Annotated in this window: 24 protein-coding genes; 6 read left to right on the forward strand and 18 right to left on the reverse strand. The window is 70.0% G+C overall.

The window, feature by feature from the left end:
- Positions 1-79 precede the first annotated feature (79 nt).
- The gene (locus OH809_RS11605) at positions 80-748 is read left to right on the forward strand and encodes a TrkA family potassium uptake protein (protein WP_358860377.1); all 669 of its coding nucleotides are present in this window, start codon (positions 80-82) and stop codon (positions 746-748) included.
- Positions 748-1,425 carry a potassium channel family protein gene (locus tag OH809_RS11610; protein WP_406422460.1) on the forward strand — a complete coding sequence of 226 codons (678 nt, stop codon included), beginning with the start codon at positions 748-750 and terminating at the stop codon, positions 1,423-1,425. Before OH809_RS11605 ends, OH809_RS11610 begins: the two co-directional genes overlap by 1 nt.
- A gap of 87 nt (positions 1,426-1,512) precedes the next feature.
- On the opposite strand, the gene OH809_RS11615 is transcribed toward OH809_RS11610, so the two are convergent.
- From OH809_RS11615 to OH809_RS11670, 12 genes are all read right to left on the reverse strand, one after another.
- Positions 1,513-2,274, reverse strand: a complete 762-nt coding sequence (locus tag OH809_RS11615) for a DUF3159 domain-containing protein (protein WP_406422459.1) — start codon at positions 2,272-2,274, stop codon at positions 1,513-1,515.
- A 3-nt stretch (positions 2,275-2,277) separates the two neighbouring features.
- Positions 2,278-2,685 (reverse strand): OB-fold nucleic acid binding domain-containing protein, encoded by a 408-nt coding sequence (locus tag OH809_RS11620; RefSeq protein WP_406422458.1) that lies wholly within the window; start codon positions 2,683-2,685, stop codon positions 2,278-2,280.
- Positions 2,686-2,823: 138 nt separating this feature from the next.
- On the reverse strand, positions 2,824-3,516 hold the full coding sequence (locus tag OH809_RS11625; protein WP_406422457.1) for a response regulator: 693 nt from the start codon (positions 3,514-3,516) through the stop codon (positions 2,824-2,826).
- 55 nt (positions 3,517-3,571) lie between these two features.
- On the reverse strand, positions 3,572-6,112 hold the full coding sequence (locus OH809_RS11630; protein ID WP_406422456.1) for an ATP-binding protein: 2,541 nt from the start codon (positions 6,110-6,112) through the stop codon (positions 3,572-3,574).
- Positions 6,113-6,323: 211 nt separating this feature from the next.
- Positions 6,324-7,073 carry an ABC transporter ATP-binding protein gene (locus OH809_RS11635; RefSeq protein ID WP_406422455.1) on the reverse strand — a complete coding sequence of 250 codons (750 nt, stop codon included), beginning with the start codon at positions 7,071-7,073 and terminating at the stop codon, positions 6,324-6,326.
- Positions 7,074-7,230: 157 nt separating this feature from the next.
- Positions 7,231-7,899, reverse strand: coding sequence for a potassium-transporting ATPase subunit C (locus OH809_RS11640; RefSeq protein ID WP_406425244.1), 669 nt, complete (start codon positions 7,897-7,899; stop codon positions 7,231-7,233).
- Positions 7,900-7,915: 16 nt separating this feature from the next.
- On the reverse strand, positions 7,916-10,012 hold the full coding sequence (kdpB, locus tag OH809_RS11645; protein ID WP_406425242.1) for a potassium-transporting ATPase subunit KdpB: 2,097 nt from the start codon (positions 10,010-10,012) through the stop codon (positions 7,916-7,918).
- Positions 10,013-10,056: 44 nt separating this feature from the next.
- Entirely contained in the window at positions 10,057-11,721 is a 1,665-nt protein-coding gene (kdpA, locus tag OH809_RS11650; protein WP_406422454.1) for a potassium-transporting ATPase subunit KdpA, read from the reverse strand.
- 7 nt (positions 11,722-11,728) lie between these two features.
- Positions 11,729-11,818 carry a K(+)-transporting ATPase subunit F gene (kdpF, locus tag OH809_RS11655; RefSeq protein ID WP_037701211.1) on the reverse strand — a complete coding sequence of 30 codons (90 nt, stop codon included), beginning with the start codon at positions 11,816-11,818 and terminating at the stop codon, positions 11,729-11,731.
- A gap of 358 nt (positions 11,819-12,176) precedes the next feature.
- Positions 12,177-12,950: a DUF3710 domain-containing protein gene (locus tag OH809_RS11660; RefSeq protein ID WP_406422453.1), complete on the reverse strand. Its 774-nt coding sequence runs from the start codon at positions 12,948-12,950 to the stop codon at positions 12,177-12,179.
- A gap of 1 nt (position 12,951) precedes the next feature.
- Complete coding sequence (gene dut, locus OH809_RS11665; protein WP_406422452.1) at positions 12,952-13,485, reverse strand: dUTP diphosphatase; 534 nt, start codon at positions 13,483-13,485, stop codon at positions 12,952-12,954.
- Positions 13,485-14,069: a PaaI family thioesterase gene (locus OH809_RS11670; RefSeq protein ID WP_366133744.1), complete on the reverse strand. Its 585-nt coding sequence runs from the start codon at positions 14,067-14,069 to the stop codon at positions 13,485-13,487. The genes dut and OH809_RS11670 overlap by 1 nt, the downstream gene beginning before the upstream one ends.
- A 58-nt stretch (positions 14,070-14,127) precedes the next feature.
- On the opposite strand from OH809_RS11670, the gene OH809_RS11675 reads away from it, so the two are divergent.
- Positions 14,128-14,586 (forward strand): DUF3093 domain-containing protein, encoded by a 459-nt coding sequence (locus OH809_RS11675; protein WP_406422451.1) that lies wholly within the window; start codon positions 14,128-14,130, stop codon positions 14,584-14,586.
- 35 nt (positions 14,587-14,621) lie between these two features.
- Here the strand turns inward: OH809_RS11675 and OH809_RS11680 are convergent, their stop codons facing one another.
- From OH809_RS11680 to OH809_RS11695, 4 genes are all read right to left on the reverse strand, one after another.
- Positions 14,622-15,599, reverse strand: a complete 978-nt coding sequence (locus tag OH809_RS11680) for a hypothetical protein (protein ID WP_406422450.1) — start codon at positions 15,597-15,599, stop codon at positions 14,622-14,624.
- Positions 15,600-15,611: 12 nt separating this feature from the next.
- A complete protein-coding gene (locus tag OH809_RS11685) occupies positions 15,612-15,908 on the reverse strand; it encodes a DUF4193 domain-containing protein (protein WP_003965732.1) in 297 nt (98 codons plus the stop codon).
- 406 nt (positions 15,909-16,314) lie between these two features.
- Positions 16,315-17,550 (reverse strand): sensor histidine kinase, encoded by a 1,236-nt coding sequence (locus tag OH809_RS11690; RefSeq protein ID WP_406422449.1) that lies wholly within the window; start codon positions 17,548-17,550, stop codon positions 16,315-16,317.
- 6 nt (positions 17,551-17,556) lie between these two features.
- Entirely contained in the window at positions 17,557-18,210 is a 654-nt protein-coding gene (locus OH809_RS11695; protein ID WP_358860390.1) for a response regulator transcription factor, read from the reverse strand.
- 357 nt (positions 18,211-18,567) lie between these two features.
- On the opposite strand from OH809_RS11695, the gene OH809_RS11700 reads away from it, so the two are divergent.
- The gene (locus OH809_RS11700; protein WP_398949305.1) at positions 18,568-18,741 is read left to right on the forward strand and encodes a hypothetical protein; all 174 of its coding nucleotides are present in this window, start codon (positions 18,568-18,570) and stop codon (positions 18,739-18,741) included.
- A gap of 104 nt (positions 18,742-18,845) precedes the next feature.
- Here OH809_RS11700 and OH809_RS11705 read toward each other — a convergent pair whose 3' ends face one another.
- Positions 18,846-19,664, reverse strand: coding sequence for an inositol monophosphatase family protein (locus OH809_RS11705; protein WP_406422448.1), 819 nt, complete (start codon positions 19,662-19,664; stop codon positions 18,846-18,848).
- A 42-nt stretch (positions 19,665-19,706) separates the two neighbouring features.
- Positions 19,707-20,834, reverse strand: a complete 1,128-nt coding sequence (locus OH809_RS11710; protein ID WP_406422447.1) for a ferrochelatase — start codon at positions 20,832-20,834, stop codon at positions 19,707-19,709.
- Between the two features lie 179 nt (positions 20,835-21,013).
- On the opposite strand from OH809_RS11710, the gene OH809_RS11715 reads away from it, so the two are divergent.
- Both OH809_RS11715 and OH809_RS11720 read left to right on the forward strand, forming a co-directional pair.
- Complete coding sequence (locus OH809_RS11715) at positions 21,014-22,261, forward strand: MFS transporter (RefSeq protein ID WP_406425240.1); 1,248 nt, start codon at positions 21,014-21,016, stop codon at positions 22,259-22,261.
- A complete protein-coding gene (locus tag OH809_RS11720) occupies positions 22,218-23,540 on the forward strand; it encodes a D-arabinono-1,4-lactone oxidase (protein ID WP_406515088.1) in 1,323 nt (440 codons plus the stop codon). The genes OH809_RS11715 and OH809_RS11720 overlap by 44 nt, the downstream gene beginning before the upstream one ends.
- Positions 23,541-23,546: the final 6 nt, after the last annotated feature.

Here is a 23,546-nt window from a genome sequence, read left to right on the forward strand (position 1 = left end):
CCGGCAAGCTGAGGAAAGAGTGTGAGCAGGGTGTTTTCGCAGGTCAGCCGGACGACCAGGACTGCGAGGTAGGCGCAAGGTGCACATCGTCATCATGGGCTGCGGGCGAGTAGGAGCCGCTCTCGCGCAGACCCTGGAGCAGCAGGGGCACACAGTCGCCGTGATCGACCGGGACCCCACGGCGTTCCGACGCCTCGGGTCCGGATTCGGCGGACGGCGGGTCACCGGCGTCGGTTTCGACCAGGACACCCTCCGTGAGGCGGGGATCGAGGAAGCCGGTGCGTTCGCCGCGGTGAGCAGCGGCGACAACTCGAACATCATCGCCGCCCGGGTGGCCCGCGAGATGTTCGGCATCGAGAACGTCGCGGCGCGGATCTACGACCCGCGGCGCGCCGAGGTCTACCAGCGCCTCGGCATCCCCACGGTCGCCACCGTGCGCTGGACCGCGGACCAGATGCTGCGGCGGCTGCTGCCGTCGGGCGCCGAGCCGCTGTGGCGGGACCCGAGCGGTGGTGTCCAGCTCGCCGAGGTGCACACCACGCCGTCGTGGATCGGGCACAAGATCAGCACACTGCAGGAGGAGACAGGCGTCCGCGTGGCGTTCCTCACCCGACTGGGCGAAGCCATACTGCCTTCGTCGCAGACGGTGCTGCAGGAGGGCGACCTGGTCCACGTGATGATGCGAACGGACGAGGTCGCGAAGGTCGAGGCGGCCTTCGCCGAGGGTCCTGAGGAGGGCGGTCACTGATGCGTGTCGCGATTGCCGGGGCCGGCGCGGTGGGCCGTTCCATCGCGGGCGAGCTGCTGGAGAACGGCCACGAGGTGCTGCTCGTGGACAACGCGCCGACCGCCATCTCGGTGGAGCGGGTGCCGATGGCCGAGTGGCTGCTCGCGGACGCCTGCGAGATCACCTCGCTGGACGAGGCGGCGCTCCAACGGTGCAATGTCGTGATCGCCGCGACCGGCGACGACAAGGTGAACCTGGTCGTCTCGCTGCTCGCCAAGACGGAGTACGGCGTGCCGCGGGTCGTCGCCCGGGTCAACAACCCGAAGAACGAGTGGTTGTTCAACGAGTCGTGGGGCGTCGATGTCGCGGTCTCCACGCCGCGTCTGATGTCCGCGCTGGTCGAGGAAGCGGTGAGCGTCGGCGATCTGGTCCGGCTGCTGCGCTTCAGCCACGGCGACGCCAACCTGGTCGAACTGACGCTGCCCCCGGAGTCGGCGCTGGCCGGTACCCAGGTCGGCGATGTGGCGTGGCCGGAGGACACCTCGCTGGTCACCATCATCCGCGGTACACGGGTGCTGACGCCGAGCTCCGAGGAGACGCTGGAGGCCGGTGACGAGCTGTTGTTCGTGGCCGCCCAGGCGCGCGAGGAGCAGCTGGAGGACCTCCTCTCGGTGCGTCGCGAGATCAGCGGCGGCTGACGGCTGCCGTCCCGTATTCTCCTGTACGCCGAAGGGGCCCGGAACCGTACGTAACGGTTCCGGGCCCCTTCGGCTGTCGCGGACCGGTCAGACCTCGTGGTGACGGACGGCCGCGGCGGCTTCCGCCTTGCGGGCCTTCTCGGCCTCCTCCTCCGCCTCCATCTCGGCGAAGACGTCGATCGGCGGCGGCGCCTTCGCGAGGAAGACCCAGGTCAGATACACCGCGAGCAGGAACGGCGGGATCTTCAGGGCGACCAGGACCCAGCCGAGCTGCGCGGTGTCGGCCCACCAGTAGAGCGGGAAGAGGATCGCGCACTTGGCGAGCAGGATCAGCCCCCAGGCCCAGCTGGCCTTGGCGTACGCCTTCTTGCGGCCGGGGTTCCTGGTACGCCAGGAGAGGTTCTCCTTGAAGACCGGGCCCAGCATCAGGCCGATCAGCGGCACCCCTGCGAGGGTCGTGACGAGGTACGCGAGGGCCAGACCCAGCGTGTAGAGCATCCCGGGCAGGTAGAAGTCCTTGGCATTGCCCGTCATCATCGCGAAGACCACACCGAAGGCGACGCCGAAGACCCCGCTGAAGGCGTGCTTGACGGTGTCCCTGCGGATCAGCCGTACGGCGACGAGGACCAGGGACACGGCCAGCGCCGCGATGGCCGAGGTGTGCAGGTCCTTGTAGATGGTGAAGACCGTGACGAAGAGCAGCCCGGGAAGGACTGTCTCCACCATCCCTCGGATGCCGCCGAATGCCTCGAAGAGGGCGGCTTCGGTGACCGCCTTGGCGTCGGCCTCCTGCTGGGCGGTGGGGTTGGTGCGGTCCGTGTCGGACGTCGGCTTGTCGAGAGACGTCACCGGCTACTCCTTGCCGAGCGGTCGGAGTTCGTATTTGGGGTTGAACAGCACCCGGCGCCCGTGACTCATGGCGATCCGGCCCGAGGCGATGAGCTTGCGGCCCGGCTCGATGCCCAGGATGGAGCGCCGGCCCAGCCAGACCACGTCGAGCGGTGCGGTGCCGTCGAAGAGCTCCGCCTCCAGGGCGGGCACTCCGGCGCGCGGCCGCAGGGTGACGGTCCGCAACGTACCAGTCACCTTGACGATCTGGCGGTCGGTGCAGTCGGAGATCCGCGTGCAACCCGATGCCTGCGAGTCCTCCTGCAGCTCCTCCGACTCCAGGTCCTGCTGGGAGCTGGACAGCCGGTCGAGCATCCGGCGAAAGCGGCCGGACGGCCTCTCCGCCTTCTCGGGACGTGGAACAGCACTCATACCCGAAGGGTACCGGGCCACGGCGGTCCGGTAGATGTCCGTTCTCCCACTCGAACGGGGTACCCGGTACGGCCCGGTCTTGACGCCCGTCCGGTACGCGCGGGGCGCCGGCCGCCGTCGATCCGGTGCGCTCGGGCGTCAGCCGCGTTCGAAGCGGTAGCCCATGCCCGGCTCGGTGACGAAGTGCCGGGGGTGCGAGGGATCCGCCTCCAGCTTGCGCCGGAGCTGTGCCATGTAGACCCGCAGATAGTTGGTCTCGGTGCCGTAGGAGGGCCCCCACACCTCCTGCAGCAGCTGCTTCTGGCTGACCAGCCGGCCGCCGTTGCGGACCAGGACCTCCAGCAGATGCCACTCGGTAGGGGTGAGCCGCACGTCGCGTCCCTCGCGGTGGACCTTCTTCGCCGCCAGATCCACGGTGAACCCCTCGGTCTCGACCATCACGACGTCGTCGGCGCCGTCCTGGCCGACCGGCTCGGCCCGCCGTACCGAGGCACGCAGCCGGGCCAGCAGCTCGTCCATGCCGAACGGCTTGGTGACGTAGTCGTCGGCCCCGGCGTCCAGCGCCTCGACCTTCTCGTCGGAGGTGTGGCGGGCGGAGAGCACCAGGATCGGCACCCGGGTCCAGCCGCGCAGCCCCTTGATCACCTCGACGCCGTCCATGTCCGGCAGCCCGAGGTCGAGGACGACGACATCGGGGTGGCGCGCGGCGGCGAGCTGCAGGGCGGTCGCACCGTCGGGAGCGGCGTCCACCTCGTACTTGCGCGCCTTCAGGTTGATCACGAGGGCGCGTACGATCTGCGGCTCGTCGTCGACCACAAGCACCCGGGTCATCGCGGACCTGCCTTTCTGCTGTACGGAACTGCTGACTGAGGCGTACGAAGATTCATCAGGCGACCTGCGCCGGCAGGTCGGGGCCGACCGGAACGTATCCCGACACCGCCTCGAGCGTCAGGACCATGGTCATGCCACCGCCGGGGGTGTCCTCGGCTCCGAGGGTGCCACCCATGGACTCCACGAAGCCGCGGGCGACGGCGAGTCCCAGGCCGACTCCGGCGCCGCGCGGGGCGTCGCCGTAACGCTGGAACGGCTCGAAGATCCGCTCCTTGCCCTCGTCGGGGACGCCGGGCCCGCGGTCGGCCACCCGTAGCTCGACCCGGGAGCCCAGCGCGCTGGCGGCCACCGTGACGCGTTCCCCGTCGGGGCTGTACTTGACGGCGTTCTCGACGATGTTGGCGACGGCCCGCTCCAGCAGCCCCGGGTCGACGGCGACCATCGGCAGCGACTCCGGGATGTCCAGGTCGACGCTGTCCTCCGGTACGCCTCCGAGCGCCATCGGGACCACCTCGTCGAGGTCGATCTCGCGGATCAGCGGGGTGACGGTGCCGGTCTGCAGCCGGGACATGTCGAGGAGGTTGCCGACCAGGTGGTCGAGGCGGTCGGCGCCGGCCTCGATGCCTTCCAGAAGCTCCGCCTGGTCCTCGTCGGACCAGGCGACGTCGTCGGAGCGCAGTGAGCTGACGGCGGCCTTGATGGCGGCCAGCGGGGTCCGCAGGTCATGGCTGACGGCGGCCAGCAGCGCGGTCCGTATCCGGTTGCCCTCGGCGAGCCGGCGGGCCTCCTCCGCCTCCCCGACCAGTCGCTGCCGGTCGAGTACGACGGCGGCCTGGGCGGCGAACGCGCCGAGCACGCGACGGTCCTCGGCGGGCAGCACCCGGCCGGACAGCGCGAGTGCCATGTGGTCGCCGACGGGCATGTCCACATCGGCGTCCTCGGGGCGGGCGACCGGCCCGGGGCCGACGCTGCCCGCACAGGTCCACGGGTCGACGTCGCTCTTCCGCTCCAGCAGCGCGACGGACTCCATCGCGAAGGTCTCGCGGACCCGCTCCAGCAGGGCGTCCAGCGTCGTCTCGCCGCGCAGGATGCTGCCCGCGAGGAACGAGAGGATCTCGGACTCGGCGCGCAGCCGGGCCGCCTGATGGGTACGGCGGGCCGCCAGATCGACGACGGAGGCCACCGCCACCGCGACCGCGAAGAAGATCACGATGGCGACGAAGTTCCTCGGATCCTGAACCGTCAGGGTGTGGGTCGGTGGGGTGAACCAGTAGTTCAGCAGCAGGGAGCCGACGGCCGCCGAGGCGAGGGCGGGCAGCAGCCCGCCGATCAGGGCTGCTGCGACGGTCAGGAAGAGGAAGAGCAGGACGTCGTTGGCGAGCCCCGGGCCGTCCTTCATGCCGGTGAGCAGCACCGTGAGAAGGGCCGGGCCGCCGACCCCGACCAGCCAGCCCCAGACGATCCGGGCCCGGCCCAGCCGGGCGCCACGGGCGATCGGCAGTCCGCGGCCCTTGGCGACCTCTTCGTGCGTGACGATGTGGACATCGAGGTCGGGGCCGGACTCGCGGGCGACGGTGGCTCCGACGCCGGGTCCGTAGATGTACTGCCAGGCCTTGCGGCGGCTGGAGCCGAGCACGATCTGGGTGGCGTTGACACCGCGGGCGAATTCGAGGAGCGCCGAGGGTATGTCGTCGCCGATGACGTGGTGGAACGTACCGCCGAGGTCCTCGACGAGGGTGCGCTGGACGGTGAGTTCCTTGGGCGACGCGGAGGTCAGTCCGTCGCTGCGGGCGATGTAGACGGCGAGGATCTCGCTGCCGGAGCCCTTGGCGGCCATACGGGCTGCGCGGCGGATGAGCGTACGGCCCTCGGGGCCGCCGGTGAGTCCGACGACGATGCGTTCGCGGGCCTGCCAGGTGGAGCGGATGTTGTGTTCGCCGCGGTACTCCTGGAGGTACTCGTCGACCCGGTCGGCGACCCAGAGGAGGGCGAGCTCGCGCAGGGCGGTGAGGTTGCCCGGGCGGAAGTAGTTGGACAGGGACGCGTCGATCCGGTCCGGCTTGTAGATGTTGCCGTGGGCCATCCGGCGGCGCAGCGCCTGGGGCGACATGTCGACCAGTTCGAGCTGGTCGGCGCGGCGGACGACCTCGTCGGGGACGGTCTCGCGCTGCCGTACGCCCGTTATCGACTCGACCACGTCACCCAGCGACTCCAGGTGCTGGATGTTGACGGTGGAGATGACGTCGATGCCGGCCTGGAGGAGTTCCTCGACATCCTGCCAGCGCTTGGCGTTGCGGGAGCCCGGCACATTGGTGTGGGCCAGCTCGTCCACCAGGGCGACGGCCGGGGCACGTTCCAGGACCGCGTCGACGTCCATCTCGGTGAAGGCGGCGGACCGGTACTCGATCTCGCGACGCCGGATCTGTTCCAGGCCGTGCAGCATGACCTCGGTGCGCGGCCGGTCGTGGTGCTCCACGAACGCCACGACGCAGTCGGTGCCCCGCTCCACCCTGCGATGGGCCTCGGAGAGCATCGCGTAGGTCTTGCCGACGCCCGGTGCCGCACCCAGGTAGATCCGAAGCTTGCCGCGTGCCATGGCCCCATTGTCTTTCAGAACGGCTGCGGCCGATGCGGCAGCCGAACTCGACGTTACCCCGAGGAATTACGGCAAATAGGGCATAGAGCCGGACAGAAGGCCGAATTGACAGAATTCTGATGCGCTGAACCGGGCATATCGCGCATATTCCGAACATGGGCAACAAAAGGTACCCGGGACGGACGAACCCGGGCACCCGTCTCCCCCACCCCTACGCGTACTCGGCGATGTGCCCGTCGCTCAGCTCCAGCACCCGGTCCGCCAGCCCCAGCAGCTGCGCATCGTGCGTCGCCACCAGCGCGGTCACCGCCTCGCTCCGTACCACCGCGCGCAACAGCTCCATCACGGCGAGCCCCGTCTCCGCGTCGAGCTGGCCCGTCGGTTCGTCCGCGATCAGCAGTGCGGGCCGGTTGGCGAGCGCGCGGGCGATGGCGACGCGCTGCTGCTGGCCGCCCGAGAGTTCGCCGGGCCGCTGCGCACCGTGGTCGCCGAGCCCGACCAGCGAGAGCAGCAGGGCCACCCGGTCCTCCCGCTCGCGCGGATCCGCCTTGCGCAGCCGCATCGGTACGCCGACGTTCTCCGCGGCGGTCAGGATCGGGATCAGGCCGAACGACTGGAAGATGAAGCCGATCCGGTCCCGGCGCAGCTCCAGCAGCCCGTTCTCGCCGAGCTCGGAGAGGTCCGTGCCGTCGACGGTGATCCGGCCGCCGTCGGGGCTGTCGAGGCCGCCGACCAGGTTCAGCAGGGTTGTCTTGCCGGAGCCCGAGCGCCCCTTGAGTGCGACGAGCTCGCCCCGCGGCACGTCGAAGGAGACCCCGCGCAGCGCGTGGACGGCGCGCGCGCCGGTTCCGTACGAGCGGTGCAGGTCCTCGACGCGGACCATCGGCCCGCGGGCCGGGTCCTCGGCGACGGCCGTGCCGCCCTGCGCGCCGGTGCTCTTTCCGCCGGTGCTGTCGGTCATGCGCTCCCCCATGCGTGGTCGGTCCCCGTCGGCCGCCAGTATGTCCATGAGGCACACGGCTGGGCAATGGCCCAGGACCCCGGGCGGGTACGGCGCCGGGCCGCAGTGGACCTCACCGCACGGCCACGGCGACCCGGCACATCCGCCGACGAAGGGATCAGCCCCCGTTCACCAGCTCCTCGAGCGCGATGTTGAGCTGAAGGACGTTGACCCGCGGCTCGCCCACGAAGCCGAGGATCCGGCCGTCGGTGTGCTGCTTCACGAGCTTCTCGACCTGGTCGACACCGAGGTGGTTCCGCTCGGCGACGCGGCGCACCTGGAGCTGTGCGTACGCCGGGGAGATGTCCGGGTCGAGACCGGACCCGGAGGAGGTGACGGCGTCGGCCGGCACGTCCGAGGGCTTGACCGGGTGCCCGGGTACGGAGTTGTCCTTGACGACGGCGGCCTTGGCGTCCGTGACCCAGTCGATCAGATCCTTGTTGTCGCCGGACCGGTTCGTCGCCCCGGACAGGATCAGCTTGTACTGGGTGTTGACGCTGTTGGTGCCGAGCCCGTTGGACGGGCGCGGCTGGAACCACCTGAGGTCCGGGGCCGGGGTCTCCTGGCCCTTCTTCAGCGGCAGGTCGTAGCGCTGGCCGATCAGTTCGGAGCCGACGACCTTGCCGTTCGCCGTGATCTCGGAGCCGTTCGCCCTGCCCGGGAAGAGGCCCTGGGCGACGCCGGTGACGGCGAGCGGGTAGATCACGCCGCAGACGATCGTGAGGACGAGCAGGGCGCGCAACCCGGCCCAGAGCAGCCGAACGGTGTTTCCCGCGGAGTTGTTCATGGAGGTCATGGCGCGATCAGCCGATTCCGGGAATGAGGGAGAGGATCAGGTCGATGATCTTGATGCCGATGAACGGGGCGATCAGGCCGCCGAGCCCGTAGATCCCGAGGTTCCGCCGGAGCATCGAGTCGGCGCTGCTCGGCCGGTAGCGCACGCCCTTCAGGGCGAGCGGCACCAGCGCGATGATGATCAGCGCGTTGAAGACGACGGCGGACAGAATCGCGGACTCCGGCGAGGACAGCTGCATGATGTTCAGCTTGTCCAGGCCCGGGTAGACCGCGGCGAACATCGCCGGGATGATCGCGAAGTACTTCGCGACGTCGTTCGCGATCGAGAAGGTGGTCAGCGCACCGCGGGTGATCAGCAACTGCTTGCCGATCTCGACGATCTCGATGAGTTTCGTCGGGTTGGAGTCCAGGTCCACCATGTTCCCGGCCTCCTTGGCGGCCGAGGTACCGGTGTTCATGGCCACGCCGACATCGGCCTGGGCGAGCGCCGGCGCGTCGTTCGTGCCGTCGCCGGTCATCGCGACGAGCTTGCCGCCGGCCTGCTCACGCTTGATGAGGGCCATCTTGTCCTCGGGCGTGGCCTCGGCGAGGAAGTCGTCGACCCCCGCCTCCTCGGCGATCGCCTTCGCGGTCAGCGGGTTGTCGCCGGTGATCATCACCGTACGGATACCCATCCGGCGGAGCTCGTCGAACCGCTCCCGCATCCCTTCCTTGACGACGTCCTTGAGGTGGATGACCCCGAGAATCCGGGCACCCCGCTCGTCGTCGACGGCGACCAGCAGCGGCGTACCGCCCGCCTGGGAGATCCGGTCGGTGAGCGTGCGGGCGTCCGGTGAGACGGTGCCGCCACGCTCCTCGACCCAGGCGACGACCGAGCCGGTCGCACCCTTGCGGATCCTGCGCCCTTCGACGTCCACACCGGACATCCGGGTCTGTGCGGTGAAGCCGACCCACTCGGCCCCGACGAGCTGACCCTGGTGGCGCTCGCGCAGCCCGTACGTCTCCTTCGCCAGGACGACGACGGAGCGGCCCTCGGGCGTCTCGTCGGCCAGCGAGGAGAGCTGGGCGGCGTCCGCCAGTTCGGCCTCCGTCACCCCCGTGACCGGGACGAACTCGGCGGCCTGCCGGTTGCCGAGGGTGATGGTGCCGGTCTTGTCGAGCAGCAGGGTCGACACGTCGCCGGCGGCCTCGACGGCGCGTCCGGACATGGCGAGGACATTGCGCTGGACGAGGCGGTCCATGCCGGCGATGCCGATCGCGGAGAGCAGCGCGCCGATGGTGGTCGGGATGAGGCAGACCAGCAGCGCGGTCAGCACGATCATCGACTGCCGCTGTCCGGCGTAGATCGCGAATGGCTGCAGGGTGACGACGGCCAGCAGGAAGACGATGGTGAGGGACGCGAGCAGGATGTTCAGCGCGATCTCGTTGGGCGTCTTCTGCCGGGCGGCGCCCTCGACCAGGTTGATCATCCGGTCGATGAAGGTCTCACCGGGCTTGGTGGTGATCTTGATGACGATGCGGTCGGAGAGCACCTTCGTACCACCGGTGACGGCCGAGCGGTCGCCGCCCGACTCCCGGATGACCGGTGCCGACTCCCCCGTGATGGCGGACTCGTCGACGCTGGCGACGCCCTCGACGACGTCACCGTCGCCGGGGACGATGTCACCGGCCTCGCAGACCACCAGGTCACCGATGCGCAGATCGGTGCCGGGTACGCGCCCTTCGTTCTTCCCGACGAGCCGGCGCGCGACCGTGCCGGTCTTGGCCTTGCGCAGCGTGTCGGCCTGTGCCTTGCCGCGGCCCTCGGCGACCGCCTCCGCCAGGTTGGCGAAGATCGTGGTGAGCCAGAGCCACGCGGCGATCGCCCAGCCGAACCAGTCGGTCGGGTCCAGGGCGGCGAGGACGGTGGTGAGCACCGAACCGGCCAGGACCACGAACATCACCGGAGACTTGACCATCACCCGCGGATCGAGCTTGCGGACCGCGTCGGGGAAGGACTTGAGCAGCTGCTTGGGGTCGAACAGCCCCGCGCCGACGCGTCCCTCGGTCCGGTGACCGGTGGGCGCGTCCGGGTGCGGTGCCAGGTCCTTGGTGACAGTGGACATCGCGTCCTCATGCATCGATTCGTCGTGCTGCGTACGTGTGGTGGTCATGACGCCAGCCCCTCGGCCAGCGGCCCCAGCGCCAGGGCCGGAAAGTAGGTCAGACCGGCGACGATCATGATCGTGCCGACCAGCAGTCCGCTGAAGAGCGGCTTGTGGGTGCCGAGCGTGCCGACGGTCGCCGGTACGGGCCGCTGCTCGGCGAGCGAGCCGGCCAGGGCCAGGACGAAGACCATGGGCAGGAACCGGCCCAGCAGCATCGCGAGCCCGATCGTGGTGTTGAACCACTGGGTGTCCGCGCCCAGCCCGGCGAATGCCGAACCGTTGTTGTTGGCGCCGGAGGTGTAGGCGTACAGGATCTCGGAGAAGCCGTGCGCACCGGAGTTGGTCATCGAGTGGACCGGGGTGGGCAGGGCCATCGCCGCCGCGGTGAAGCAGAGCACCAGTGCCGGAGTGATGAGGATGTAGCAGGCCGCGAGCTTGATCTCGCGGGTGCCGATCTTCTTGCCGAGGTACTCGGGCGTGCGGCCGACCATCAGCCCCGCGATGAACACCGCGATGATCGCCATGATCAGCATGCCGTAGAGGCCGGAGCCGGTACCACCGGGGGCGATCTCGCCGAGCTGCATGCCCAGCATGGCGATGCCGCCGCCGAGGCCGGTGAACGAGGAGTGGAAGGAGTTCACCGCTCCGGTCGAGGTGAGCGTGGTGGCCACGGCGAAGATCGACGATCCGCCGACCCCGAAGCGGGTCTCCTTGCCCTCCATCGCCCCGCCCGCGATGTCGAACGCGGGTCCGTGGTGGGCAAACTCGGTCCACATCATCAGCGCGGAGAAGCCGAGCCAGATGATGCCCATCGCCGCGAGGATCGCGTAGCCCTGCTTCAGCGAGCCGACCATCCGCCCGAAGGTGCGGGTCAGCGAGAACGGGATGACCAGGATCAGGAAGATCTCAAGGAGGTTCGAGAGCCCGTTGGGGTTCTCGAAGGGGTGCGCCGCATTGGCGTTGAAGTAACCGCCGCCGTTGGTGCCCAGCTCCTTGATGGCCTCCTGGGAGGCGACCGCACCGCCGTTCCACTGCTGCGAGCCGCCCATGAACTGGCCGACCCCGTGGATGCCGGAGAAGTTCTGGATGGCGCCGCACGCCACGAGCACGAGCGCGGCGATCACGGCGATCGGCAACAGGATCCGTATCGTGCCGCGCACCAGGTCGGACCAGAAGTTGCCGAGCTCACCGGTGCGGGAGCGGGCGAAGCCCCGTACGAGCGCCACCGCGACGGCGATGCCGACGGAGGCCGAGACGAAGTTCTGCACCGCGAGGCCGCCGGTCTGGACGACATGGCCCATGGCCTGCTCGCCGTAGTACGACTGCCAGTTGGTGTTCGTAACGAAGGAGGCCGCCGTGTTGAACGCCTGATCGGGGTCGATCGAGGAGAAGCCGAGCGAGCCGGGCAGGCTGCCCTGGAGCCGCTGCAGCAGGTACAGGAAGAGGACGCTCACCGCGGAGAACGCGAGGACGCCACGGAGATAGGCGGGCCAGCGCATCTCCGTGTCGGGGTTGGCGCCGATGGCCTTGTAGATCCACTTCTCGACCCGGAGGTGCTTCTTCGAGGAGTAGACGCCGGCCATGTAGTCGCCGAGGGGACGGTACGCCAGACCCAGCGCCACGACGAGCGCGAGCAGCTGGAGCACACCAGCGAGGACGGGGCTCATATCGGGCTCAGAACCTCTCCGGGTACAGAAGGGCGAGGACGAGATAGCCCAGCAGGGCGACGGCCACGATCAGACCGACGATGTTCTCTGCAGTCACAGCTTCGCCACCCCCTTGGCGACAAGAGCCACCAGCGCGAAGACCGCGATCGTGGTGACGACGAAGGCCAGATCGGCCACCGTGTGCTCCTAGATGAGGTTCGAATTCTCGGACCTCATGAGCAAACCCCCGTCCGAAGCCCCCGCGGCCTGCGTTGATGGCTTCCTTACGGGGAAGGGCGCGCCCTTGACGGCGCCCATACGTGCCCCATACGCGCCCCATACACGCGCCGGTGAGTGTGGACCGTCGCACGCTCCGCACGTGCGCTCCGCAGGCATGCAAAAGCCGGTGGGCCGCACCTCCCTCGAAGGGAAGTACGGCCCACCGGCCGAAGCTGTCACACGCCCCGGGAGGCGGTTCAGCGCACCTCGGTGATCTCGGGCCCGCGCTGGAGCTGGCCCATGCCACCGGAGAACTTCGAGCTCTCCTGGTCCTCCTGCTGCACACCCTCGGGCACCATCTGGGCGTCGTCGGGGAGCTTGAGGACGATCGGGTCGCGCGGGGCCATCGGGCCCTCGCCACGGACGACCACGGTGTCCCGGAAGATCGTCTCCAGCAGCCCGGCGGCCTGCGGCTGCACTGCGCCCTGGCCGGAGATCACTCCGCGCAGGAACCAGCGCGGCCCGTCGACGCCGACGAAGCGCACCAGCTGCACGCCGTTCGTCCCGTCCGGAAGCTGCACGGGGACCTGTGCCCGCAGCTCCCAGCCCAGCGGGCCCTCGACCTCGTCGATGATCCCGCCCTGCTGGGTGATGCCGGCGGCGATCTCCTCGCGGACCTCGCCCCAGATGCCCTCCTTCTTGGGGGCGGCGAAGGCCTGCAGCTGGATCGCGCTGTCGCGCAGCACGACGGTGGCGGCGACGATCGCGTCACCGGCGACCTCGACGCGCAGCTCCATTCCGTCGACCCCGGGCACGAAGATGCCGCCCAGGTCGACCCGGCCCTCGCCGGGCTGGGAGACCTCGTCGATGTCCCACGGCCCGTCCGGCCGCGGCGCCGGCGGGAGGTTCGCCCGGCGCGCTCCGCTCTCGGCGGCGTCGGTGTCGTCGAGCTCGTCGACGACCTGCTCGGCCTCGCGCGCTTCGTCCGCCACGTCCTCGGCGGAACCACTCTTCTTGCGACGTCCGAACACGTCACTGTCCTTCCCGGTCGGGTACGACCGAAGCGTAGCTGTTCCCGCCCTGGGTGATCCCGCCCCTGACGCCTTCAACATCACCCGTGGCATGCCCTCCGGTGGAACCGAAGCCGCCCTCGCCCCGCGCCGAGCCGGGCAGCTCCGACACCTCGTGGAAGCGCACCTTCTCGACCTGCTGGACGACCAGTTGGGCAATCCGGTCGAACCTCTCGAACCGCACGGTCTCGCGCGGGTCGAGATTGATGACGATGACCTTGATCTCTCCACGGTACCCGGCATCAACCGTCCCCGGGGCATTGACAAGGGCGACGCCGCAGCGGGCCGCGAGCCCGGACCGCGGATGCACGAACGCGGCGTACCCGTCGGGCAGCGCGATCGACACGCCGGTGGGTAGCATCGCGCGTTCGCCCGGGGCGAGTTCGGCGGCCTCGGTGGTCACCAGATCGACCCCGGCGTCGCCCGGGTGCCCGTACGCCGGAATCGGCACCTCCGGATCGACCCGGCGGAGCAGTACGTCGACGGGACGGCGCATCAGGGGTTCACCTCGAACGCACGGGCGCGCCTGACCTGGTCCGGGTCGGCCATCGCCGCCTGGATCTCGGCGGGGCGGCCGTTCTCGATGAAGTGGTCGACCTTGACCTCGATGAAGAGGGCCTCGGCGCGGACCGCGACGGGCCCGTCCGGGCCGCCGATCCGGCCGGTCGCCCGGGAGTAGATCTTCCGGCCGTGCACGGCGGTGACCTCGGCGTCCAGGTGCAGCACGGTGTCGACCGGCACGGGGCGCACGAAGTCGGTCTCCAGCCGCCCGGTCACCGCGATCACCCGCAGCAGCCAGTTCAGCGAGCCCAGCGTCTCGTCCAGCGCCGTGGCCAGGATGCCGCCGTGAGCCAGGCCCGGGGCGCCCTGGTGGGCGGCCTTCACCGTGAAATCGGCGGTGACGCTGACACCCTCGCCGGCCCGCGCCTGGAGGTGCAGTCCGTGCGGCTGCCCTTCACCGCAGCCGAAACAGTGTTCGTAGTGCGCGCCGAGGAGCTCGCCGGGGACCGGGGCGTCGGGATGCCGGACCGGTTTCACCGCGTCGGCCGGTGGCTGAAGAGCCGCAGATGTTCCACTCACAGGCGCAGACCTTACCCGCGCGGGTAGCCGCAGGTCGCGCCGTGCCAAGCTTGGGTTCATGCAGCCTTCCACCCCGCCTTTCGACGAACGCCTGACCGCACCCCGTTCGTGGTGGTTCCTTGCCTTCCTGATGGGGGTCGCCTGCGCCCTGATACTGCTGCCGCTGGGCACCCTGCCGCTGCTGGCCGGCCTGGTCGGCGGCACCGCGCTGGCCTCGCTCGCGGTCAGCTCGTACGGCTCCGCCCGGATCCGGGTGGTGGCGGGCGCCCTGGTCGCGGGTGACGCCCGGATCCCGGTGACGGCACTCGGCAAGGCGGAGGCGCTGGAGGGCGAGGAGGCGCGCGCGTGGCGCACGTACAAGGCGGACACCCGCGCCTTCATGCTGCAGCGCAGCTACATCCAGACGGCGGTGCGGGTGGAGGTCACCGACCCGGAGGACCCGACTCCGTACGTCTATCTGTCGACTCGCGAGCCGCAGGCCCTGGTGGCGGCGCTCACGGCCGTACGGGCCGCATAGCCGATTCGCGCCGCTGGGGGCCGCCGGGGCGGCCCTCAGCCCTCGATCTCCTTCGGGAGGTCCTTGTGCAGCTTCCGCGGCCGCTCCAGGGGCGGCAGCTCCGGGAGCCGGTCCCAGGGGATCTGGGCCTTGCGCAGGTCTTTCCTGACCCGTTCGGCAAGTTTCTTCGTGTCGCGCCGGTTCATCATCGCGCCGATGGCGGCGCCGACCATGAACGGGATCAGGTTCGGCAGATCGCGCATCATCCGCTTCACGATCTGCTGGCGCAGCTCCCGCTTCATCTGGCCGCCGAGCGCCGCATCGATCGTCGCCGGATGGGTGACATCGATACCGCGCTCCTCCGTCCACGACGTGAGGTACGCGGTGCTGCGCCCGGTGATTCCGCCCGGCGGGCGCAGGCCGTAGACCTCGTGCAGTTCGGCCACGAGCTTCATCTCGATCGCGGCCACGCCGGTGATCTCCGCGGCCAGCTCGGCGAGCATGGCGGGCGGCACGGGCAGCATGGCCGCCGCGCCGATACCGGCGCCGACGGTGGCAGTGCCCTTACTCGCGCCTGCGACGAGCTTGTCGGCGAGCTCCTCGGGGCCGAGGCCCGGGAACTGCCTGCGCAGGGTGGCGAGGTCGCGTACAGGGACGCGGGGAGCGGTCTCGATGATCCGGTCGGCGATATGACCGATCGCTGTCCTGGCGCTCTCCCCGCCCTTGCGTACGCCCCGTTTGACTGATTGCAGACGGCCTGCCCCGGTCACGGGCTCCGTCCTGCCGGTCTGCTCGGCCCCATCGGCCGTGCCGGCTGCTGGTACTGCTCGTCCTGTCTCCGCAGCAATGGCGGCTTCCACTGCTTCGAGCGAGGCCGAACGGCCTCGCTCGTCGTCAGATACGCCCGCGGAGGGTGGCAGGGCGGACAGCTCGGCAAGGGCTGCTACGCCCTCTGCCGGGCCTGTACCGCCCTTATTCGCCTCCGACGGCTTGCGTCGCAAGCGCCGCTTCCGGAACGGTGTGTCGCCTGCCACGTCCGACCGGACCTAGTCGCAGTCGCGGCAGATCGGCTGGCCGTTCTTCTCGCGGGCCAGCTGGCTGCGGTGGTGCACGAGGAAGCAGCTCATGCACGTGAACTCGTCGGCCTGCTTGGGCAGGACCCTGACGGCGAGTTCCTCATTGGACAGGTCTGCTCCGGGGAGCTCCAGTCCTTCTGCCGCGTCGAACTCGTCGACGTCGACGGCGGACGCCGTCTTGTCGCTCCGACGGGCCTTGAGTTCCTCAAGGCTGTCCTGGTCGACGTCGTCATCGGTCTTGCGTGGGGTGTCGTAATCCGTTGCCATGTGTCGCTCTCCCCCTCTGGGTGTCTGCGGTGTCTCAGCGCACGTAACGCGTGAGAGGCCGGACTTGTGCCCGACCCGAGGCGGAGATTTTGCCTCACATCAAGGTCTGTTACTCAATCGACACCCGAGCGGACCTCTCTGGAGCGGTCGGCTTGGGTGGCGAAGGGGACCGTACACGGTCCGAATGCCGCGCTTCACGGGCGCCACCCCGTGTACTTCCCGTGATATCGGCCCCCGAAAACCCCGACTTTTGCCGGATTTCGGGTAGGAGGCCTGGTCACAGAGCGTGGAACGCCCGAAATTCGCTCCTGTGATCGATCACACACGGATCCCGCGGGCGCGGGTCCCGAAAATTCCGCTCAAAGCGAACGAATCAATCCCTGTGCGTATCGCTGGACTCAGCCTCTCAGACCGGCAGGGTGACGCGCATCACGAGACCACCGCCCTCACGGGGTTCCGCGATGATACGGCCGCCGTGAGCACGCGCCACGGACCGCGCGATCGACAGGCCGAGCCCGACCCCCTTGTCGCTGCCCGTTCGCTCCGTACGGAGCCGTCTGAAGGGCTCGAAGAGGTTGTCGATCTCGTACGCCGGCACCACGGGACCGGTGTTCGAGACCACCAGCAGCGCCTGGCCGGGCTGCAGCTCGGTGGTGACTTCCACCCAGCCCTCCTCCCGGACGTTGTAGCGCACGGCGTTCTGTACGAGGTTCAGCGCGATCCGCTCCAGCAGGACACCGTTGCCCTGGACGACGGCGGGCGCGATCTCCTCACGGATCTCCACGCCCTTCTGCTCGGCCTCGGCCCGGGTCTGGTCGAGCGCGCGCGTGGCGACCTCCGCGAGGTCGACCGGCTTGCGCTCGATGATCTGGTTGTCGCTGCGGGCGAGCAGCAGCAGCCCCTCGACCAGCTGCTCGCTGCGCTCGTTGGTGGCCAGCAGGGTCTTGCCGAGCTGCTGGAGCTCCGGCGGAGCCTGCGGGTCGGAGAGGTGGACCTCCAGCAGGGTGCGGTTGATCGCGAGCGGGGTACGCAACTCGTGCGAGGCGTTCCCGACGAACCGCTGCTGCGCGGTGAAGGCCCGCTCCAGCCGGTCGAGCATGTCGTCGAAGGTGTCGGCGAGCTCCATGAGCTCGTCGTCGGGACCGTCCAGCTCGATCCGCCGGGACAGGTCCGTCCCGGCCACCCGGCGGGCGGTGCGGGTGATGCGGCCCAGCGGGGAGAGCACCCGGCCCGCCATGGCGTAGCCGAAGGCGAAGGCGATGACGCTCAGCCCGACAAGGGCCAGCAGCGAACGGTTCAGGAGGGTGTCGAGCGCCTGCTGGCGCTGATGGTTGACACACGTGTTCATGGCCGCGTTGACGGCTGCCGGTGACGACCCCTCTCCGGAGAGGTTGCACAGATCGCTGGAGACCTGGCCGCTGACGACCTTGAACGGCAGCTCACTGCCCACGTGCAGGGCCTGTGCGGCCAGCATGTAGATGATCGAGAGCAGCAGGATGCCGGCGATCAGGAACATCCCGCCGTACAGAAGCGTGAGCCGTATCCGGATGGTCGGGCGCAGCCACGGGTACGGGGGCTCCAGCTGTTTGGGGTCCCAGGTGGGTTTCGGCGGCGTTGTCGGGGGCGCCGGGACGGTGGACACCGGGCCTCAGATCCGGTAACCGGAGCCCGGCACGGTGACGATGACCGGTGGCTCCCCGAGTTTGCGGCGCAGGGTCATGACCGTCACCCGGACCACATTGGTGAACGGGTCGGTGTTCTCGTCCCAGGCCTTCTCCAGCAGCTGCTCCGCGGAGACGACCGCGCCCTCGCTGCGCATCAGGACCTCCAGCACCGCGAACTCCTTCGGCGCGAGCTGGATCTCCTGCGCGTCGCGGAAGACCTCGCGGCGGTTGGGGTCCAGCTTGATGCCGGCGCGCTCCAGGATGGGCGGCAGCGCGACCGTCGTGCGTCGCCCCAGGGCCCGTACCCGCGCGGTCAGCTCGCTGAAGGCGAACGGCTTCGGCAGGTAGTCGTCGGCGCCGAGCTCCAGGCCCTCCACCCGGTCGCTGACGTCCCCGGAGGCCGTGAGCATGAGCACCCGGGTCGGCATGCCCAGCTCGACGATCCGGCGGCAGACGTCGTCGCCGTGCACCAGGGGGAGGTCCCGGTCCAGCACCACGACGTCGTAGTCGTTGACCTCGATGCGCTCCAGGGCCGCCGCACCGTCGTACACGACGTCGACCGCCATGGCCTCCCGGCGCAGTCCGGTGGCCACCGCATCGGCGAGCAGCTGCTCGTCCTCCACGACGAGTACACGCACGGCGCTGTCCTTCCTTAGAAACTTCAGAACGTTCGAATGAGCCCACGGACCGTGATCGGACCGGCTCAGCAACACTGTCTGTGCAGCACCATCCTGCCTGCAACGCGTATAAACCGGCGGTAAGGCGGCGCGGTACGACCTGCGGCTTCGGGGAATTCACCGGATTTCCGGGCCAGTTGAGGTTTCTCTGAGCCAGGGCCTGGGGAGGACGCATTCACACCCGCGATCACGCCATGCATGTGGCGCACCACGGCCGCTCCGTCCCCGGAGAGTGCGTGATCACCCGCCCTACCGCCCCTGGCGGAGGGAAACCCGGGCACACCCCCGTGCCACCGACCCACGATGAGGGGGCGCACCATGGACGCTTTCACCGCAGGTCTGCTGCAGCGAATCAAGACCACCGAGTCCGACCTCACCAGGGCCCGCGAGACGGGCGACGACTTCCTCGCGGATGTCGAGCAGGGAGAGCTGGACGACCTGCACCGCCTCGCCGCCGAGCACGGTGTCGAAGTCGGCGCCACGGCCGTCTGAGAGGCTGTCGGCACAGGGCCCCGGCATCGTCCATGAGGCCGGGGCCCTGTGCTGTCCGTGAACGCCCGCCACAGCGCGCACCGGGCGCTTTGCAGCCGGGTGCGTCAGTCGTGCCAGGCGCCCAGATCCTCCAGGAGGGTCTGCAGGGGCTCGAAGACGCCCGGTGACGCGGCCACGGTCAGGTCGCCGTCGGCGGGCAGTCCGGGCCGGCCGCCGGTGCGGGCGCCGGCCTCCCGGGCGATCAGGTCACCGGCGGCGAGGTCCCAGGGGTGGAGCCCGCGCTCGTAGTAGCCGTCCAGCCGGCCCGCGGCGACATCGCAGAGATCGACGGCGGCGGAGCCGCTGCGCCGGATGTCGCGGAGTTTCGGGATCAGCTGCTGGGCGACGTCCGCCTGGTGCGTACGGACGTCGGTGACGTAGTTGAAGCCGGTCGAGACCAGCGCCTGGTCGAGCGGCGGTGCGGGCCGGGTGCGCAGCACGGTGCCGTCGCCGTACGCGCCGCCCTTTGCGTACGCACCGCCGCCGAGGACCGCGTGGTACGTCTCACGGCGCATCGGGGCCTCCACCACGCCCACGACACGCTCGCCGTCCCGTTCCGCTGCGATGGAGATGGCCCAGGTCGGCAGCCCGTAGAGGTAGTTCACCGTGCCGTCGAGCGGATCGATGACCCAGCGGATGCCGCTGCTGCCCGCGGAGCTGGCACCCTCCTCGCCGAGGAAGCCGTCCCGGGGGCGGCGCTCGGCGAGGAAGCCGGTGATCAGCTTCTCGGCGGCGATGTCCATCTCGGTGACGACGTCGATGGGGCTGGACTTGGTCGCGGCCACCCCGAGATCGGCGGGGCGGCCGTCGCGGAGCAGCGCACCGGCGCGCCGGGCGGCCTCCAGGGCGAGGCCAAGCAGTTCGGACAGGACGGGGTCGGCCACAGAGGGCACAGGGCTCACAGGGGTCACAGAGGTACAACGCTCCTAGGCGTAGGGACTGTCGGCGCCCGCCGCGGCGGGCTTGAGGGCACGGGCCGGGCAGCAGCCGACGGGGCAGAGATCGTGGCTCGGACCGAGCGCCCCGAGCGCGCACCGCTCCACCGTGCGTCCCCGCTCGGTGGCGGCGCGCTCCAGGACCAGCTCGCGCACGGCCGCGGCGAACCGCGGGTCCGCACCGACCGTCGCGGACCGCCGCACCGGCAGACCGAGCTCGGCGGCCTTCGCGGTGGCCTCGGTGTCGAGGTCGTACAGGACCTCCATGTGGTCCGAGACGAAGCCGATGGGGGCCATCACCACAGCGGGCACGCCCGTCCCGTGGAGCGCCTCCAGGTGGTCGCAGATGTCGGGCTCCAGCCAGGGGATGTGCGGGGCGCCGCTGCGCGACTGGTAGACGAGCTGCCAGGGATACGCGACGCCGGTCTCCTCACGCACCGCGTCGACTATCACCCGGGCGACGTCGAGATGCTCGGCGACATACGCGCCGCCGTCGCCGTGCGCCTCCTCGGGGCCGGAGGTGTCGGCGGCGGAGGTGGGGATCGAGTGTGTGGTGAAGGCGAGATGCGCCCCGGCCCTGTCCTCTTCGGGAAGCTCGGCCAGCGACGTGAGGACGCCCTCCACCATGGGCCGGACGAAGCCCGGATGGTTGAAGTAGTGCCGGAGCTTGTCCACGCGCGGCACCGGCAGCCCCTCGGCCTCCAGCACGGCAAGCGACTCGGCGAGGTTCTCGCGGTACTGGCGGCAGCCGGAGTACGAGGCGTAGGCGCTGGTGGCGAGGACGGCGATGCGGCGGTGTCCGTCGGCAACCATCTCGCGCAGGGTGTCGGTGAGGTAGGGCGCCCAGTTGCGGTTGCCCCAGTACACCGGCAGATCGAGTCCGTGGTCCGCGAAGTCCTTGCGCAGGGCGTCCAGCAGGGCCCTGTTCTGGGCGTTGATCGGGCTGACGCCGCCGAACAGGAAGTAGTGCTTTCCGACCTCCTTCAGCCGCTCCTCGGGGATGCCGCGGCCGCGGGTCACGTTCGCCAGGAACGGGACCACGTCGTCCGGGCCCTCGGGGCCGCCGAAGGAGAGCAGCAGCAGGGCGTCGTAGGGTGCGGGAGCGCGCAGATCGGACATGGGAACGATCCTGCCATCCGCCTGTGACGGCGCTCCAACCGACATCCACCGGAGTGCCCGTGACCCGGTATCCGCCCCGGCGCCGGACGCCGTGCGCCGCCCGTAAGCTGTATCGGCCGCCTTCACGCATGACACGCATCCCTGACACGCCGTGTGACCTCGCCGTACCGGAGCCCTCCTTGCCCAGTCCCTACCGCGCGATCTTCGCCGCCCCCGGCACCAAGGGGTTCTCGGCTGCCGGATTCCTCGGCCGGATGCCGCTGTCCATGATGGGCATCGGTGTGGTGACCATGGTTTCCCAGATCACCGGCCGTTACGGTCTCGCGGGCGCGCTCTCCGCGACGCTGGCGATGTCGGCTGCGGTGCTTGGACCGCAGGTCTCCCGGCTGGTCGACCGGCACGGGCAGCGCCGCATCCTGCGCCCCGTCACCCTCGTCGCGCTGGCGGCGGTGGCCGGGCTGCTGATCTGCGCGCAGCAGCGGCTGCCGGACTGGACCCTCTTCGTGTTCGCCGCCGGTGCCGGCTGCGTGCCCAGTGTGGGGTCGATGATCCGGGCCCGCTGGGCGGAGATCTACCGGGGCTCGCCGCAGCAGTTGCACACGGCGTACTCGTGGGAGTCGATCGTCGACGAGGTGTGCTTCATCTTCGGGCCGATCATCTCGATCGGTCTGTCCACTGCCTGGTTCCCGGAGGCGGGTCCACTGCTGGCCGCCGGGTTCCTGCTGGCCGGCGTCGTCTGGCTGACCGCCCAGCGCGCCACCGAGCCGGTCCCGCATCCGCGCGAGCAGCACACCGACGGCTCGGCGCTGCGCTCCCCCGGTCTCCAGGTGCTCGTGGGCACCTTCGTGGCGACCGGCGCGATCTTCGGTGCGGTCGATGTGGTGACGGTGGCCTTCGCCGAGGACCAGGGGCACAAGGCCGCGGCGAGCCTGGTGCTGGCCGTGTACGCGCTGGGGTCCTGCCTCGCCGGAGTTGTCTTCGGACTGCTCCGTCTCAAGGGGAGGGCATCCACCAGGTGGCTGGTGGGGGTGTGCGCCATGGCCGTGAGTATGATCCCCCTCCAACTGGCCGGGAGCCTGCCGTTCCTGGCCGTGGCGCTCTTTGTCGCGGGTCTCGCCATCGCACCGACGATGGTCACCACCATGGCCCTCGTCGAGCAGCACGTACCGCGCACCAAGCTGACCGAGGGCATGACCTGGACCAGTACCGGGCTCGCGGTCGGTGTGGCGCTCGGCTCCTCGGCCGCCGGCTGGGTCGTCGACGCGTCCGGGGCGAAGGCGGGGTACGCGGTGCCCACCGTGGCGGGAGCGCTCGCGGCCGCGGTGGCGTTCCTGGGGTATCGCCGGCTTGCCAAGCCGGTTCCTACCGGAAGGCGCGGGGAAGATGACCGACACCTACGCACGGACGACGACGAGCGCGTGGCGTAACTGGGCGGGGAATGTAACCGCGCGTCCGGCACGGGCCGTCTCCCCCGCCTCCGTGGACGAGCTCGCCGAGGCGCTGCGCCGGGCGTCCGAGGACGGCCTGAAGGTGAAGCCGGTCGGCACCGGGCACTCCTTCACCGCGACCGCCGCCACCGACGGCCTGTTGATCCGCCCCGATCTGCTCACCGGCATCCGCGGGATCGACCGCACGGCGATGACGGTGACCGTCGAGGCCGGCACCCCGCTGAAGCGGCTCAACGTCGCGCTCGCCCGGGAGGGCCTGTCGCTCACCAACATGGGCGACATCATGGAGCAGACGGTCGCCGGGGCCACCTCGACCGGCACCCACGGCACCGGCCGCGACTCGGCGTCCATATCCGCCCAGATCCGCGCCCTCGAACTGGTCACGGCGGACGGCACGGTGCTGACCTGCTCCGAGAAGGAGAACGCCGACATCTTCGCCGTCGCCCGGATCGGGCTCGGCGCACTCGGTGTCATCACCGCGATCACGTTCGCCGTGGAGCCGGTCTTCCTGTTGACGGCCCGCGAGGAGCCGATGACCTTCGACAGGGTCACGGCCGACTTCGACGAACTGGTCGCCGAGAACGAGCACTTCGAGTTCTACTGGTTCCCGCACACCGGCAACTGCAACACCAAGCGCAACAACCGCAGCGCGGGCCCTGCCGCTCCGCCCGGAAAGGTCAGCGGCTGGATCGAGGACGAGCTCCTCTCCAACGGGATCTTCCAGGTGGCCTGTTCGCTCGGCCGGGCGGTCCCCGCCACCATCCCGTCGATCGCCAAGCTCTCCAGCCGTGCCCTGTCGGCCCGTACGTACACCGACATCCCGTACAAGGTCTTCACCAGCCCGCGCCGGGTCCGCTTCGTGGAGATGGAGTACGCCCTGCCGCGCGAGGCCGCGACGGAGGCGCTGCGCGAGGTCAGGGCGATGGTCGACCGCTCGCCGTTGCGGATCGGCTTCCCGGTGGAGGTCCGCACGGCCCCCGCGGACGACATCGCGCTCTCCACGGCCTCGGGCCGGGAGAGCGCGTACATCGCCGTCCATCTGTACAAGGGCACGCCCTACCAGGCGTACTTCACCGCGGTCGAGCGGATCATGACCGCGCACGGCGGCCGCCCGCACTGGGGCAAGGTCAACACCCGCGATGCGGAGTACCTGGCCGGGGTGTACCCGCGGTTCGGCGAGTTCACCGCCGTGCGCGACCGGCTGGACCCGGACCGGCTCTTCGCCAACGACTATCTGCGCCGGGTCCTGGGCGACTGACCGCCG

It is taken from the genome of Streptomyces sp. NBC_00873 (assembly GCF_045207415.1).
Lineage (GTDB): Bacteria > Actinomycetota > Actinomycetes > Streptomycetales > Streptomycetaceae > Streptomyces.

Bases quoted from the DNA above. Each gene is read 5' to 3' on its own strand.
- OH809_RS11610 (WP_406422460.1), top strand. From the start codon at position 748: ATGCGTGTCGCGATTGCCGGGGCCGGCGCGGTGGGCCGTTCCATCGCG.
- OH809_RS11620 (WP_406422458.1), bottom strand. From the start codon at position 2,685: ATGAGTGCTGTTCCACGTCCCGAGAAGGCGGAGAGGCCGTCCGGCCGC.
- OH809_RS11625 (WP_406422457.1), bottom strand. From the start codon at position 3,516: ATGACCCGGGTGCTTGTGGTCGACGACGAGCCGCAGATCGTACGCGCC.
- OH809_RS11630 (WP_406422456.1), bottom strand. From the start codon at position 6,112: ATGGCACGCGGCAAGCTTCGGATCTACCTGGGTGCGGCACCGGGCGTC.
- OH809_RS11635 (WP_406422455.1), bottom strand. From the start codon at position 7,073: ATGACCGACAGCACCGGCGGAAAGAGCACCGGCGCGCAGGGCGGCACG.
- OH809_RS11640 (WP_406425244.1), bottom strand. From the start codon at position 7,899: ATGAACAACTCCGCGGGAAACACCGTTCGGCTGCTCTGGGCCGGGTTG.
- kdpB (WP_406425242.1), bottom strand. From the start codon at position 10,012: ATGTCCACTGTCACCAAGGACCTGGCACCGCACCCGGACGCGCCCACC.
- kdpA (WP_406422454.1), bottom strand. From the start codon at position 11,721: ATGAGCCCCGTCCTCGCTGGTGTGCTCCAGCTGCTCGCGCTCGTCGTG.
- dut (WP_406422452.1), bottom strand. From the start codon at position 13,485: ATGCGCCGTCCCGTCGACGTACTGCTCCGCCGGGTCGATCCGGAGGTG.
- OH809_RS11675 (WP_406422451.1), top strand. From the start codon at position 14,128: ATGCAGCCTTCCACCCCGCCTTTCGACGAACGCCTGACCGCACCCCGT.
- OH809_RS11685 (WP_003965732.1), bottom strand. From the start codon at position 15,908: ATGGCAACGGATTACGACACCCCACGCAAGACCGATGACGACGTCGAC.
- OH809_RS11700 (WP_398949305.1), top strand. From the start codon at position 18,568: ATGGACGCTTTCACCGCAGGTCTGCTGCAGCGAATCAAGACCACCGAG.
- OH809_RS11710 (WP_406422447.1), bottom strand. From the start codon at position 20,834: ATGTCCGATCTGCGCGCTCCCGCACCCTACGACGCCCTGCTGCTGCTC.
- OH809_RS11720 (WP_406515088.1), top strand. From the start codon at position 22,218: ATGACCGACACCTACGCACGGACGACGACGAGCGCGTGGCGTAACTGG.